At 69.8% G+C, this 13,574-nt stretch carries 12 protein-coding genes; 8 read left to right on the top strand and 4 right to left on the bottom strand.

All coding sequences use genetic code 11. From position 1 onward, the window contains the following. Positions 1 to 64: 64 nt before the first annotated feature. The 7 genes from mnmG (at position 65) to H8N03_RS06340 (ending at position 8,173) form a co-directional block, all read left to right on the top strand. Entirely contained in the window at positions 65 to 2,017 is a 1,953-nt protein-coding gene (gene mnmG, locus H8N03_RS06370; protein WP_187075324.1) for a tRNA uridine-5-carboxymethylaminomethyl(34) synthesis enzyme MnmG, read from the top strand. Positions 2,018 to 2,153: 136 nt separating this feature from the next. After that, complete coding sequence (gene rsmG / locus H8N03_RS06365; RefSeq protein WP_187075323.1) at positions 2,154 to 2,813, top strand: 16S rRNA (guanine(527)-N(7))-methyltransferase RsmG; 660 nt, start codon at positions 2,154 to 2,156, stop codon at positions 2,811 to 2,813. 26 nt (positions 2,814 to 2,839) lie between these two features. Continuing rightward, positions 2,840 to 3,454 (top strand): LysE family transporter, encoded by a 615-nt coding sequence (locus H8N03_RS06360; RefSeq protein WP_187075322.1) that lies wholly within the window; start codon positions 2,840 to 2,842, stop codon positions 3,452 to 3,454. Between the two features lie 79 nt (positions 3,455 to 3,533). Further along, complete coding sequence (locus H8N03_RS06355) at positions 3,534 to 4,388, top strand: ParA family protein (protein ID WP_187075321.1); 855 nt, start codon at positions 3,534 to 3,536, stop codon at positions 4,386 to 4,388. Then, positions 4,385 to 4,924: an RBBP9/YdeN family alpha/beta hydrolase gene (locus H8N03_RS06350; protein WP_187075320.1), complete on the top strand. Its 540-nt coding sequence runs from the start codon at positions 4,385 to 4,387 to the stop codon at positions 4,922 to 4,924. The genes H8N03_RS06355 and H8N03_RS06350 overlap by 4 nt, the downstream gene beginning before the upstream one ends. Before the next feature lie 86 nt (positions 4,925 to 5,010). Continuing rightward, positions 5,011 to 5,940: a ParB/RepB/Spo0J family partition protein gene (locus H8N03_RS06345; protein WP_187075319.1), complete on the top strand. Its 930-nt coding sequence runs from the start codon at positions 5,011 to 5,013 to the stop codon at positions 5,938 to 5,940. 10 nt (positions 5,941 to 5,950) lie between these two features. After that, the gene (locus tag H8N03_RS06340) at positions 5,951 to 8,173 is read left to right on the top strand and encodes a tetratricopeptide repeat protein (protein ID WP_187075318.1); all 2,223 of its coding nucleotides are present in this window, start codon (positions 5,951 to 5,953) and stop codon (positions 8,171 to 8,173) included. Between the two features lie 100 nt (positions 8,174 to 8,273). Here the strand turns inward: H8N03_RS06340 and H8N03_RS06335 are convergent, their stop codons facing one another. After that, positions 8,274 to 9,644 (bottom strand): MmgE/PrpD family protein, encoded by a 1,371-nt coding sequence (locus H8N03_RS06335; protein ID WP_187075317.1) that lies wholly within the window; start codon positions 9,642 to 9,644, stop codon positions 8,274 to 8,276. Between the two features lie 2 nt (positions 9,645 to 9,646). Beyond that, positions 9,647 to 10,357 (bottom strand): GntR family transcriptional regulator, encoded by a 711-nt coding sequence (locus H8N03_RS06330; RefSeq protein ID WP_187075316.1) that lies wholly within the window; start codon positions 10,355 to 10,357, stop codon positions 9,647 to 9,649. 93 nt (positions 10,358 to 10,450) lie between these two features. On the opposite strand from H8N03_RS06330, the gene H8N03_RS06325 reads away from it, so the two are divergent. Further along, positions 10,451 to 11,455: a hypothetical protein gene (locus H8N03_RS06325; RefSeq protein ID WP_187075315.1), complete on the top strand. Its 1,005-nt coding sequence runs from the start codon at positions 10,451 to 10,453 to the stop codon at positions 11,453 to 11,455. A gap of 24 nt (positions 11,456 to 11,479) precedes the next feature. Here the strand turns inward: H8N03_RS06325 and H8N03_RS06320 are convergent, their stop codons facing one another. Both H8N03_RS06320 and H8N03_RS06315 read right to left on the bottom strand, forming a co-directional pair. After that, a complete protein-coding gene (locus H8N03_RS06320; protein ID WP_187075314.1) occupies positions 11,480 to 12,907 on the bottom strand; it encodes an FAD-binding oxidoreductase in 1,428 nt (475 codons plus the stop codon). Positions 12,908 to 12,966: 59 nt separating this feature from the next. Continuing rightward, positions 12,967 to 13,542, bottom strand: a complete 576-nt coding sequence (locus H8N03_RS06315) for an EF-hand domain-containing protein (RefSeq protein WP_187075313.1) — start codon at positions 13,540 to 13,542, stop codon at positions 12,967 to 12,969. Positions 13,543 to 13,574 lie beyond the last annotated feature (32 nt).

Raw genomic sequence — 13,574 nt, 5'->3', positions numbered from 1 at the left:
AATCTCCCCCTCCCAGCCACCGGCCAATGCTTGGCCCCCCGCGCCCGGATCGGCGCCCACCCCGATGCTTTACCCCGAAGAATTCGACGTCATCGTCGTTGGCGGCGGCCACGCCGGCACCGAAGCAGCCCTCGCCTCCGCGCGCATGGGCTGCAAGACCCTGCTCCTCACCCACAACATCGAGACGCTGGGGCAGATGTCCTGCAACCCGTCCATTGGCGGAATCGGCAAGGGCCACCTGGTGAAGGAGGTGGACGCGCTCGGCGGTGCGATGGCCATCGCCACCGACGAAGCGGGGATCCAGTTCCGCATCCTCAATTCCAGCAAGGGCCCGGCCGTGCGCGCCACGCGGGCGCAGGCGGACCGCATCCTCTACAAGGCGGCGATCCGCCGGCGGCTGGAGAACCAGGCCAACCTCACGCTGTTCCAGCAGGCGGTGGATGACCTGATGGTCGAGGGCGACCGGGTGGTCGGCGCCGTGACGCAGATCGGGATCCGCTTTCGGTCGCGTGCCGTCGTGCTGACGGCCGGCACCTTCCTGGACGGGAAGATCCACGTCGGCCTGCAGAACTATGCCGCTGGACGCGCGGGCGATCCGCCGGCGCAGTCGCTGTCCGCCCGCCTCAAGGAGCTGAAGCTGCCGCAGGGCCGGCTGAAGACGGGAACGCCGCCCCGCATCGACGGCCGCACCATCGACTTCAGCAAGACGGAGGAGCAGCCGGGCGACCTGGACCCGGTGCCGGTGTTCAGCTTCATGGGCCATGCGTCCATGCACCCGCGGCAGGTGCCTTGCTGGATCACGCACACCAACGAGCGGACGCACGAGATCATCCGCTCCGGCTTCGACCGCAGCCCCATGTTCACGGGTCGGATCGAGGGCGTGGGCCCGCGCTACTGCCCGAGCGTGGAAGACAAGATCAACCGGTTCAAGGACAAGGACAGCCACCAGGTCTTCCTGGAGCCGGAAGGGCTGACCACCAACGAGTTCTATCCGAACGGGATCTCCACCAGCCTGCCGTTCGACGTGCAGCTGGGGCTGGTCCGCACGCTGCCCGGCCTGGAGAACGCGCACATCCTGCGGCCGGGCTACGCGATCGAGTACGACTATTTCGATCCCCGCGGGCTGAAGTCCTCGTTCGAGACCCGTGCGATCGCCGGGCTGTTCTTCGCCGGGCAGATCAATGGGACGACGGGCTACGAGGAGGCGGCGGCCCAGGGCCTGTTCGCCGGCGTCAATGCCGCGCTGCAGGTGAAGGGCGAGGACGCCTGGCTGCCCAGCCGTGACCAGGCCTACCTCGGCGTTCTGGTGGATGACCTGATCACCAAGGGCGTGACCGAGCCGTACCGGATGTTCACCAGCCGTGCCGAGTTCCGGCTCCAGCTGCGGGAGGACAACGCCGACCTGCGCCTGACCGAAGAAGGCCGGCGCATGGGGCTGGTCGGGGATGCGCAGTGGGACGCGTTCTGCCGCAAGCGCGATGCTGTTTCACGTGAAACAGAGCGGCTGAAGGCGACGTGGGTGAATCCGCGGATCGTCTCGGCGGCCGAAACCCAGCGGGTGTTGGGGACGACCATCGAGCGTGAGTACAACCTCGGAGACCTGCTCCGTCGGCCGGACGTCGCGTATGAATCCCTGATGTCGCTGGAAGGCGGCAAGTGGCGCGGCACCTCTGTTTCACGTGAAACGCTCGGCGATCTGTACGCGCCGGTGGTGGAGCAGATCGAGATCGGCGCCAAGTACGCCGGCTACATCGAGCGCCAGAAGGACGAGGTCGAGCGCGCGGCGTACTACGAGAACCTGAAGCTCCCGGCCGAGCTGGACTACATGCAGGTCGCGGCGCTGAGCATCGAAGTCCGGCAGAAGCTGAGCAAGCACCGCCCGGAAACGCTGGGCCTGGCGTCCCGCATTTCGGGCGTGACCCCGGCGGCCATCTCCCTGCTGCTGGTGCACCTCAAGAAGAACAAGTTCAAGGGCTTCACGGAAGCGGCGAACCAGCAGGGGCAGGCGGCGGCATGACGGCTTGTCTTTCTCCCTCCCCCTCCGGGGGAGGGCAGGGGTGGGGGCGTTCGGGCGCTCGATGGGGCAAGCTGGAGATGGGGGCGGCGGAGCGCCCCCACCCCAACCCTCCCCCAGAGGGAGAGGGGGAAAAGCCATGAGCATGGAGCGACTGAACGGGGCGGCGGAACAGCTCGGGCTGGCTCTGTCCGACAAGCAGCGCGAGCAACTCCTCGCCTACCTGGCCCTGATCGCCAAGTGGAACAAGGTCTACAACCTGACCGCCGTGCGCGACCAGGAGATGCTGGTGCAGCACCTTTTCGACAGCCTGGCCGCAGTCGGTCCCCTGCGCCGGCACACCTGCGGCCATGCCGTCCGGCTGCTGGACGTCGGTTCGGGTGCCGGCCTGCCGGGCGTGGTGTTCGCAATCTGCTGCCCCGAGATCCAGGTCGACTGCGTGGACGCCGTCGGCAAGAAGGCCGCCTTCGTCCAGCAGGCCGCCGCCCAGCTCCAGCTCTCCAACCTGCGCGGCGTCCATGACCGCGTCGAGAACCTCCAGGGGCCGTACGACGTGATCAGCTCCCGGGCGTTCGCGTCCTTGCCGGACTTCGTCAGCTGGTCCGGCGGTGCGCTCGCGGAGCAGGGCGCCTGGCTCGCCATGAAAGGCAAGCACCCGGAACAGGAGATCGCCGAGCTGCCGCCGGCAGCTGAAGTGTTCCACGTGGAACAGCTGAGCGTCCCGGAACTGTCGGCGGAACGCTGCATCGTCTGGCTGCGCCGGAAGACGAACGGCGGCGGCGCCGCACCCCGCAGTTAAACTCAGCCTTCACCTGGAGGGGCCCGATGCTTGGCGTTGCTGATTACGGGGCGTTCGTCGCCGCGATCCTGATCTTTCTGGCGATCCCCGGCCCCGGCAACCTGGCGCTGATCACCTCCACCAGCAAGGGTGGCATCCGCGGCGGACTGGCCGCCACCTTCGGCGTGATCGCCGGCGACCAGGTCCTGATGTGGGCCGCGGTGGCCGGCGTCGCCACCCTGCTGGTCGCCTACCCCGCCGCCTTCCACGCCGTGCAGTGGCTGGGCGCCGCCTACCTTGCCTGGCTCGGCATCAAGATGCTGCTGGCCAAGCCGGGCGCGCAGCCCATCCTGAACATCCAGCCGCGCCACTACTTCAAGCAGGCGGCGGTCATCACGCTCCTGAATCCCAAGGCCATCGTGTTCTACATGGCCTTCTTCCCGCTCTTCGTCGACCCCGCCCGCCACCAGGGCCTGCTCACCTTCGGCGTGATGGCCGCGACCGTCGCCGTCCTCACTTTCCTCTACGGCCTGGGCGCCACCCTCCTCACTCACTTCCTGGCGGAGCGCATGCGCGCGAACCCGGTGATCGGGCGCGTGCTGGAGAAGGCAGCGGGCGTGTGTCTCATCGGCTTCGGCGTCAAGCTCGCGGTCTCCAAATAAATATGAACCCCCACGTTCGCTTCGCGCTCTGCCCCCCGAAGGGGCGATCAGTGTCCTTCGGGCGGCCGGGCGGACACTGATGGCAAAGATCTTTTGCGTCGCCAACCAGAAGGGCGGGGTTGGCAAGACGACGACGACGGTGAACCTCGCCGCCGGCCTGGCCAAGGTGGGGCAGCGCGTGCTGATGGTCGACCTCGATCCGCAGGGCAATGCGACCATGGGCTCTGGCGTCGACAAGCGCCAGCTCGCGCACACGGTCTACGACGTGCTGCTCGAATCGGCGACGGTGGCCGAAGCGCGCACGAAGAGCGAGCGCCTGGCCGAAGCCGGATGCAGCTACGACATCCTCGGCGCGAACCGCGACCTCGCGGGCGCGGAAGTCGAACTGGTGGAAGTGGAGCGGCGCGAGACGCGCCTGAAGGACGCGCTCGCCGCGGTGCGCGACGAGTACGACTTCATCCTGATCGACTGCCCGCCCGCGCTGTCGCTGCTCACGCTCAACGGCCTGTGCGCGGCGCACGGCGTGATCGTGCCGATGCAGTGCGAGTACTTCGCGCTGGAAGGCCTGTCGGACCTGGTGAACACCATCAAGCAGGTGCACGCCAACCTGAACAAGGACCTCGAGATCATCGGCCTGCTGCGCGTCATGTTCGACCCGCGCATCACGCTGCAGCAGCAGGTGAGCGACCAGCTCAAGGCGCACTTCGGCGACAAGGTGTTCAACACGGTGATCCCGCGCAACGTGCGCCTTGCGGAGGCGCCCAGCTACGGCTTGCCCGGCGTGGCCTTCGATCCGTCGGCGCGCGGCAGCCAGTCCTTCGTGGAATTCGCCAACGAGATGGTCGAGCGGCTCGGCACCATGCGCCATCCGGCCGCCGCCGCTGCGCAGCAGCCCGTCAGCCTGTCCGGCTTGCTACACAAAAGAGAGCAGTGAAACCAGGCAACGTGCTCGTCCTCCCGGGGTGGGAGGGCAGCGGAACTAGACACTGGCAGTCCCTCTGGGAGCAGCGCCACGGCTACCGGCGCGTGGAACAGCACGACTGGATGAAGCCGCTGCGCGGCGACTGGGTCGCGCGGCTCGAGGACGTCGTGCTCTCCTGCGACGAGCCTGCGGTCCTGGTCGCGCACAGCCTGGGCTGCATCCTCGTTGCCGCGTGGGCGTCGCATTCGCAGAACACGCACCGCGTGAAGGCGGCGCTGCTCGTGGCGCCCGGCGACGTGGAGCGGCCCGAGATCCGCGAACAGATTCCCTCGTGGACGCCGATCGCGCTGCAGGCCTTGCCTTTCCCGTCCGTGCTGCTCGCGAGCCGCAACGATCCCTACTGCGCCTTCGAGCGCGCGCGTCTCTTCGCGCACGCCTGGAACGCGCAGTTCATGGACTACGGCGACTGCGGCCACATCAACGCCGATTCCGGCCTGGCCAGCTGGCCCGAAGGCCACGTCCTGCTGCAGGACCTGATGAAAGACTGAAGAGAACATGTGCCCCCACGCTCACTTACGTTCGCTGCCCCCCGAGGGGGCTTCAGCCTCCTCGAGGCGGCTCGGCGGAGGCTGACATGGCAAAGATGAAACCCAAGGGCCTCGGCCGCGGCCTCGAAGCGCTTCTGGGTCCGAAGGTCGCGGACCCCGCCCCCGGCGGCAGCGTCGACACGACGGGCGCGAACGCGGGCCAGCCGGCGTCGCTGATGCTCGGCGACATGGTGCCCGGCATGTACCAGCCGCGCACGCGCATGGACGAAGGCGCGCTCTACGAGCTGGCCGAGTCGATCAAGGCGCAGGGCATCATGCAGCCCATCCTCGTGCGCAAGCTGCACGACGGCGAGAACGCGGGCAAGTACGAGATCATCGCCGGCGAACGCCGCTTCCGCGCCGCGAAGCTCGCCGGCCTGGACAGCGTGCCGGTGCTGGTGCGCGACGTGCCCAACGAAGCCGCCGCGGCGATGGCGCTGATCGAGAACATCCAGCGCGAAGACCTCAACCCGCTGGAAGAGGCGCAAGGCCTGCAGCGCCTGATCAAGGACTTCGGTCTCACGCACGAACAGGCGGCGCAGGCCGTCGGCCGCTCGCGCAGTGCCGCGTCGAACCTGCTGCGGCTGCTGAACCTGGCCGACCCGGTGCAGACCATGCTCATGGCCGGCGATATCGACATGGGCCATGCCCGCGCGCTGCTCTCGCTGGAGCGCGCCGCGCAGATCACGGCCGCGAACCAGATCGCGCAGAAGAAGCTCTCGGTGCGCGAGGCCGAAAGCCTGGTGAAGAAGATCGGCGCGGAGTTCTCGCTGGTCTCGCCCAAGCCGAAGAAGGAGAAGTCGCGCGACCTGCGCCGCATCGAGGAGGAACTCTCGGACCTGCTCACCGCGGAAGTGGAAGTGCGCGTGAAGAAGCGCGTGAAGCGGCACGGGCGCGTCGAGGACCTGGGCGAGGTCTCCATCCAGTTCGGCTCCCTCGACGAATTGAACGGTCTCATCGACCGCCTGCGCGGCTGACGAAGCGGCGATGCTCGCGAAGCTGTTCTCGTTCTGGCGCGGCGAGGATGCCGCGGGCCCGCTCGCGCTGTACCACGCCGGCGACACGGAGCAGGCGGAGCGCGCCGCGAACGAGCGGCTCGCGTCCGCGGCGAACGATCGCGATGCGCTGCTGACGCAGGCCTTCCTGCTCGCCGACCGCGGCCGCGGCAAGGACGCCGCGGCGATCGCCGAACGCGTGCTCGCCACCAATCCGCGCGATGCGCAGGCCTGGCTCGCGATCGCGCGCGCCCACAGCATGGCCGGCCGGCGCAAGCCCGCGAGCGAAGCCTTGCAGGCGGCGCTGCTGCGCGACGGCAACGACGCGACGATCCTCGCCGACGTCGCCTTGCTCGCATTGGCGGAAGGGCAGGTCGAGACGGCGGCGCACCATCTCTCGCGCGCACGCGGCAACGGGCGCCGGCTCGGTGTCGCGCACCGCGAACTCGCCGCGATCCTGCTGCAGCGCGGCCAGTTGCAGGCCGGCGAGCGCGAGCTGGAACACGCGATCGCCGCGGACCCGCGCGATGCGCTCGCGCACGCCAACCTCGGCGCGTTGCGCAAGGACCTCGGCCGGCGCGACGAGGCCGCGCGCAGCTTCGAGCGGGCGCTCGAACTGATGCCGCAGCTCTCGGAAGCCGCCTACAACCTCGCGATGCTGCGCATCGACGCGAAGGACTGGCCCGCGGCCGCCACGCTGCTGCGCACCTACCTCGCGCAGCAGCCGCGCGACGCCGAGGCGCAGTACTGGCTGGGCAACGCGCTCATGGGGCAGGGCGATGCGCAGGCTGCGCGTGCGGCGTACGAAGCAGCGGTGCGCATCGACAGCCACCACGAGCGTGCGCGCTGGGGCCTGGCCATGGCGCAATTGCCGGCGATCCCCATGACCGTGGAGGAGCAGCAGCAAGGCGTGCTCGCTTTCGGCGAACAGGTGCGCAAGCTGCGCGCGTGGTGCCGCACGCACGCCAAGGGCGACGCCTGGCAGGCCGTCGGCGCGCAGCAGCCTTTCTTCCTCGCCTACGTGGAGGAGAACCACGCCGAGGCGTTGCATGAATACGGCAGCCTGTGCGTGGAGCTGATGGAAGGCTGGGCCCGCAAGGTGAAGGTGCCGAAGCCGGCCGTGCGCCGTGCGGGCGCGAAGCTGCGCGTGGGCATCGTCTCCGGGCACATCCAGCGCCACTCCGTGTGGGACGCGGTGCTGCGCGGCTGGGTCGCGCACCTGGACCCCGCGCGCTTCGAGCTGCACCTGTTCCACACCGGTGGGGTGCAGGATGCGGAGACGCGCTGGGCCGCGGGCCACGTCGAACGCGTCGTGCAAGGCCTGGGCGACTGGACGGCCTGGGCGAAGGCCGTGAGCGACACGCAGTGCGACGTCGTGATCTATCCGGAGATCGGCATGGACGCGACCACGGTGCGGCTCGCGTCACTGCGCCTGGCGCGCGTGCAGCTCGCGGGCTGGGGGCATCCGCTCACGACGGGCCTGCCCACGATCGATGGCTACCTCAGTGCCGAAGCGTTCGAGCCCGAAGGCGCGCAGCAGCATTACACCGAGCGCTTGCATGCGCTGCCGCGGCTCGGCTGCGCGTACCGGCCTTACGGGACCAAGCCGCAGGCGCCCGACCTCTCGGCGTGGAACATCGCGCCTTCGGACCGGCTCCTGGTCGCGCCTGGCGTCGCCTTCAAGTACGGACCGCGCGACGACGCCTTGTGGGTCGACATCGCGCGCCGCTGCGCGCCTTGCAAGCTGGTCTTCTTCAGCGGCAACGACGCGCATGCGCGGCGGCTGCAGCAACGCTTGCGCGATGCCTTCGCATCGGCCGGCGTGGACTACGACGCCAGCGTGCGCTTCCTGCCCTGGCAGCCGCAGCCCGCCTTCTTCGCGCTGCTGCAGCGCGCGGAGGTGTTTCTCGATACGGTGGGCTTCTCGGGCTTCAACACCGCGATGCAGGCGGTGGAGTGCGGCACGCCCATCGTGGCGTGGGAAGGGCGCTTCATGCGCGGGCGCTTCGCGAGCGCCATCCTGCGCAGCCTGGGGCTGCAGGCGTGGGTCGCGAACTCGCATGAAGCGTATGCGGAGAAGGTCCAGCAGCTCTGCGAAGACGCGGAACTGCGCGCGAAGGTGAAGGCGAAGATCGCGGCCGGGAGGGATGCGTTGTACGAGGACAAGGGATCGGTGGATGCCTTGGCCACGTTGTTGGAGAAGCTCGCCGGCTGACGCCGGCGCGGTGGGGGTCGCTGGCGCTCACCGTCCGCGCCTCTCGGCGCGCCACCCTACAAGGCTCCGGCGCTAGCTGGCACCGGGGCCGCCGTGCAACTCACGGTCTGGCCAGTGCCACCAGCTCCCGCACATCCGCGGCATTTCCCAACCCCCAGCACGCCGCGATCAGCTGCCGCGTCTTCCCTGCCCCCAACACCGGCTCCGCCAGCTGCGCGAACTTCGCTTCCAGCATGGCGTCCGTCATCGGCTTCTGCAGCGAACCGATCGCGTGTTCCACGAACACGTGCACCTTGCGTCCGTCCTTCAGGCAGGCGGTGACATCGGCGCTGGCCTCGTCGATCCCGTTGTCCACCGTGGCCACCACCTTGCGGCGCAGTTCCACCATGTCGGGCCGGTTCACGATGTCGTCGTGGTACTCGTCCTCGCCCGCGCGACCGAACACCAGTCCCGCGGCGCAGCCGTGGTACACGCTGAACTTGCCTTGCAGGCCATCGGCCGGCTCCTTCTTGCCCGTGAGCTCCAGCACCAGCGAGTGCACGCGCAGCTCGATGCGTTCCACTTCTTCCGCCCGCACGCCCTGTTCGCGCAGCTGCACGCAGGCGTCGATGCTGGGATGGATCACGATGCCGCACGCGAACGGTTTGTAGCTGTTGAAGGAGATCTCGAAGCGCTGCCCCAGTTCGTCGGTCGCCTCGTTCCATGCCGCCTTCGTCGACACCACCTGCGCCCAGCCGCGCGGCGCTTCCAGCGCACGCGGGCTGGAGGTGAAGCCTTTCGCCGCGAGCAGCGCGGACATCAACCCCGCGCGCGCCGCCGCGCCCGGATGGAACGGCTTGGTCATCGTGCCGAACTGCTCGCGCAGGCCGACCGGCTGCGACGCCGCGATGCCCAGCGCCATCTGCGTCTGCTGCGCATCCAGCTTCAGCAGGCGCGCGCAGCCGGCGGCGGCACCCAGCATGCCCGTGGTGCCGGTGATGTGCCAGCCCCGGTCGTAGTGCTCGGGGTACACGAGGTTGCCGAGGCGGCAGGCGACGTCGATGCCGAGCACCAGCGCGTCGACCACCTCGCGCCCGCTCATGCCCTTGTGCTCCGCCAGCGCGAGCAGGGCGGACGCCACCGGTCCCGCGGGATGGATGATCGTCTTCAGGTGCGTGTCGTCGAAATCGAAGGTGTGCGAGGTGATGCCGTTGACGAGCGCGGCGCTCGCCATGTCCACCTTCCCGCTGCGGCCGGCGACCGTCGCCTGCGGCGCGGGCTGCAGTTCGGCGACGGCGGCCAGTGCCGCGTCCGCCGCTTCGTGCCGCGACGCGCCGACGGCGCAGCCCAGCCAGTTGAGGAAGGTGCGATGCGCTTCGTGGTCCACCGCGTCGTTCCAGCCGCGCGAGGCGAAGCCGGAAACGTACTCGGCCAGGATCTTCGTGATGGGCGGGGCGTCGTGGTCGGCGGGAACCTGGGTGTTGCGGGCCATGGCTATCCTTGCTGGGAATCTTCGTGGGCGGCCAGGCGCTCGTGCGCGCGCTGGACGTGGTCGGCCACCAGTTGCTCGCAGCGACGGGCGTCGCCGGCGCGCAGGGCGGCCGCGATGGCGCGGTGGTCGGCGACGGAAGCCTGCATGCCGAGACCGCGCGAAAGGTTGGTCAGGCGCGACAGATGCAGCTTCTGCGTGAGGTGGCGGTAGCTCTCGGCGAGGGCGGCGTTGCCCGCCGCTTCGACCATCAGCCAATGGAATCGCAGGTTCTCGCTGTAGTAGGCGCTCACGTTGTCGGAACGGGCGGCGTCCTGCATCCGACCGACGGAGGCGTCGAGGGCGTCCGCCAGGGGCTCCCGCGCCGGCCCCGGGAGCTCCGCCGCGCGGCGCCCGGCGAAGCCGTCGAGCAGGGCGCGCAGCTCGTACAGGTCGCGCACTTCCGCGGCGCCGAGCTTGCGCACGAACACGCCGGAATGCTTGCGCGCTTCCACCAGGCCGGAGCTCTCCAGCTCGCGCAGCGCCTCGCGCACGGGGACGCGGGAGACGCCGAGGCGGGACGCGACGTCGGGCTCGTTGATGCGCTCGCCCGCCCGGATCTCGCCGCGCAGGATCATGCCCAGCACGTCATCGCGCACGAGTTTTCCGAGCGAGGTGGAGCGGACCGCGGCGGCCAGGGCCGGGTCGGGCTCGGTGGAGGGCTCCCAAGGCAGCATATGCCGCATATCGTATACGATTACCTTTGGTGGGAGACAGGCCGCGGCCCCCGCCGCTAGGATGAGCTTCATGTTCGTGGACGGAGTGATCCGATGAGAAGCCGCGACAGGGCACTGCTGTTCGCCCTGATCACCTTGGGAGGCCTGGGAACGACCCAGGCGGAGACTTTCCGCTGCGCGCAGCCGGACGGCAGCATCACGTTCCAGCCTTCGCCTTGCCCGCTCGCCGAGCTGGCGACGCCGGACCCCGCGCCCCAGCGCACCGCTGCGCCGGTGAAAGCGCCGGCTGCGGACGCCGCACCGCCCGCCACCGCCACCGCGCCCGCCGCGCCCCCCGCCAGGCCGCCGGTGCGCGAGCGGCTCGTCACGGTTCCCGCGGCCGCGGCCGTGGTGCCCAGCAACACGCCTTCCGACGAGCCCTTCGTCAAGCCCAGCAAGCGCAAGCGCGACATCCTGGAGCTCTCCGCCCAGTTCAACCGCTGCCGCTACGACGCGCCCGGCTTCGCCCAGAAGAGCGACGCCGTCTACGCTGCGTGGATCCGCCGGCACGGCCCGGTCCTCGCCGAATACGAGCGCCTGCTGGCCGCCAAGGTGCGCGCGAGCCGCCGCGGCGAAGCGAGCCTGCCCCTGCATCTCTGCACCGACGCCTTCCTGCGCGACACGCTGGAGCCGCTCAGCCGCACGCCCGACCCGCGCCTGCAGACGGTGGAGAAGACCTGGCAGTCCTTCCTCGGCGCCCTCATGACCGGCGACCGCACCGCGGCACTCCAGTGCCTGGGCGGCGAGGCCGAGTCGCGCTGGAAGGCGAAGGTCGACCAGATGACGGACGAAGACCTGCGCCGCGTCGCGGCCTCGGTGCGTTCGCTCAAGGTGCAGTGGGGCGACGACTACGAGAAGGAAGGCCTGGTCGCCGACGTCGACAACCGCGTCGTGGCGATCGGCTTCCGCAACGTCAACGAGGAATGGAAGATCACCGCGCTCGGTGGCGCACCGGCGGTCGCATTGCCGGCCGAGCCGCAGCAAGCCGCGGTGCCACCGCAGGCAGCGGTGCAGCCCCAGGCCGCCGTGCAGCCCGAAGTCACGCCCAAGCCGCAGTGAGCCCGCGGCCGGACGCGGGCCCGATCAGCCCAGGCTGAAGATCTTGCCGGGGTTCATGATGTTCTTCGGATCGAGCGCGCGCTTGATCGTCCGCATCATGTCCACCGCGCCGGCGCCGGCTTCGTCGACGAGGAAGCCCATCTTGTGCAGGCCCACGCCGTGCTCGCCGGTGCAGGTGCCGCCCAGCGACAGCGCGCGGTGCACGAGCTTGTCGTTCAGTTCTTCCGCCACCTGGCGTTCCTTCGGATCGTCCGGATCCAGCAGGTAGCCGAAGTGGAAGTTGCCGTCGCCGACGTGGCCGACGAGGAAATAGGGGATGCCGCTCGCATCGGCTTCCGCCACCGAGTCCAGCAGGCAGTCGGCCAGGCGCGAGATCGGCACGCAGGTGTCGGTGGAGATGGCGCGGCAACCGGGGCGCGACTGCACCGCGGCGAAGTAGGCGTTGTGCCGCGCCGTCCACAGGCGCGTGCGCTCCTCGGGCGTCGCCGCCCATTCGAAGGCCTTGCCGCCGTGCTCGGACGCGATCTCCTGCACCACCTCGGCCTGCTCCTTCACGCCGGCGGGCGAGCCGTGGAACTCCATCAGCAGCATCGGCTCCTCGCGCAGCCCCAGCTTGCTGTGCGCGTTGACCATGCGCACGGAGTTCACGTCGATCAGTTCCACGCGCGCGATCGGCACCCCGAGCTGGATCATCTGGATGGTGGTGCGCACCGCCGCCTCGATGCTCGGGAAGGAGCAGATCGCCGCGGAGATGGCTTCGGGAATGGGGTACAGGCGCAGCGTGACTTCGGTGATCACGCCCAGCGTGCCTTCGCTGCCCACGAACAGGCGGGTGAGGTCGTAGCCCGCCGACGACTTCTTCGCGCGGGTGCCGGTGCGGATCACTTCGCCGCTCGCGGTCACCACTTCCAGGGCCAGCACGTTCTCGCGCATCGTGCCGTAGCGCACGGCGTTCGTGCCCGAGGCGCGCGTGGCGCTCATGCCGCCCAGGGACGCGTCGGCACCGGGATCGATCGGGAAGAACAGGCCCGTGCTCTTGATCTCGTCGTTCAGCTGCTTGCGCGTCACGCCGGGCTGCACGGTGACGGTGAGATCTTCGGGGTTGACCGCCAGCACCTTGTTCATGCGCTGCACGTCGATACTGATGCCGCCCTGCACGGCGAGCAGGTGGCCTTCGAGCGAGGAGCCCACGCCGAAGGGGATCACCGGCGTGTCGTGCTCGCTCGCGAGCCGCACGGCGTCCGCCACGTCCTGCGTGCTTTCGGCGAACACCACCGCGGCGGGCGGCGGCACCTGGAAGGAAGACTCGTCGCGGCCATGCTGCTCTCGCACCGCGAGCGCCGTGGAACAGCGCTCGCCGAAGCGCGCCTTGAGCGCCGCGATCAGGGCAGCGGGAACTTCGCGCTGCTGGACTTCGGGGACGAGGTGGGCGAGGGCGGCGGGTGCGTTCATGCGGGGGACTCCGAGGAGGCCCCAGTGTAGTCGCGCGGCCGCCGCGCCGCTGCGCGGGCTTACCGCAGCGAGTCGTCGTACTCGAAGCGGGAGATCACGCCGTCGAAGTTGCGGTCCATCTCCTCGAAGCTCATGGTCGCGATGCTCAGCCGGCGGGCTTCACCGCGGGACAACTCGCCGTCGTGGTTCGCATCGGCGAAGTAGAAGGACCGCGCGGTGTCGACGGCGGAAAAGCTGGTGCCGGCGCCGGCCGCGCCACCGTACTGGCTCGGCCCGGCCACGGGGCCTGCACCCAGGACGGCGGTGGAGGGAACGGTGCCGGACGGGAACAGCTCCGTCGGCACGCCGCCGCCGCCGCCAACGACCGTGCCGGGGGTCATCGTGCCCGGGGCCCCGGCGGGCACCGGCGAGTTGTTCGCCGCGATCGGGTCGGCCGCCACGGCGGCGCCGCTGCCGGAGCTGACGCCGGCGGGGAACACCGGGCGCAGGCCTGCGGGATTGGGCGTGGCCGGCGCCGGGCGCGCGACGGCGCCCGAAGTGCTGGGGCTGGGGCTCACCCGCTGCTGTGCATGGACGGCGGACGTGGCCGCTGCCAGGCACAGGGCGGTGGCGAGGAGGCGTGCGAGAGGTGACATGGCGAATCTCCGGTGCGGATGCCACCGCAAGG

Source organism: Ramlibacter cellulosilyticus, from assembly GCF_014297465.1.
GTDB lineage: Bacteria > Pseudomonadota > Gammaproteobacteria > Burkholderiales > Burkholderiaceae_C > Ramlibacter > Ramlibacter cellulosilyticus.
This window is presented reverse-complemented; position numbering and strand designations above follow the sequence as displayed.

Bases quoted from the DNA above. Each gene is read 5' to 3' on its own strand.
- mnmG (WP_187075324.1), top strand. From the start codon at position 65: ATGCTTTACCCCGAAGAATTCGACGTCATCGTCGTTGGCGGCGGCCAC.
- rsmG (WP_187075323.1), top strand. From the start codon at position 2,154: ATGAGCATGGAGCGACTGAACGGGGCGGCGGAACAGCTCGGGCTGGCT.
- H8N03_RS06360 (WP_187075322.1), top strand. From the start codon at position 2,840: ATGCTTGGCGTTGCTGATTACGGGGCGTTCGTCGCCGCGATCCTGATC.
- H8N03_RS06355 (WP_187075321.1), top strand. From the start codon at position 3,534: ATGGCAAAGATCTTTTGCGTCGCCAACCAGAAGGGCGGGGTTGGCAAG.
- H8N03_RS06345 (WP_187075319.1), top strand. From the start codon at position 5,011: ATGGCAAAGATGAAACCCAAGGGCCTCGGCCGCGGCCTCGAAGCGCTT.
- H8N03_RS06340 (WP_187075318.1), top strand. From the start codon at position 5,951: ATGCTCGCGAAGCTGTTCTCGTTCTGGCGCGGCGAGGATGCCGCGGGC.
- H8N03_RS06335 (WP_187075317.1), bottom strand. From the start codon at position 9,644: ATGGCCCGCAACACCCAGGTTCCCGCCGACCACGACGCCCCGCCCATC.
- H8N03_RS06330 (WP_187075316.1), bottom strand. From the start codon at position 10,357: ATGCTGCCTTGGGAGCCCTCCACCGAGCCCGACCCGGCCCTGGCCGCC.
- H8N03_RS06325 (WP_187075315.1), top strand. From the start codon at position 10,451: ATGAGAAGCCGCGACAGGGCACTGCTGTTCGCCCTGATCACCTTGGGA.
- H8N03_RS06320 (WP_187075314.1), bottom strand. From the start codon at position 12,907: ATGAACGCACCCGCCGCCCTCGCCCACCTCGTCCCCGAAGTCCAGCAG.
- H8N03_RS06315 (WP_187075313.1), bottom strand. From the start codon at position 13,542: ATGTCACCTCTCGCACGCCTCCTCGCCACCGCCCTGTGCCTGGCAGCG.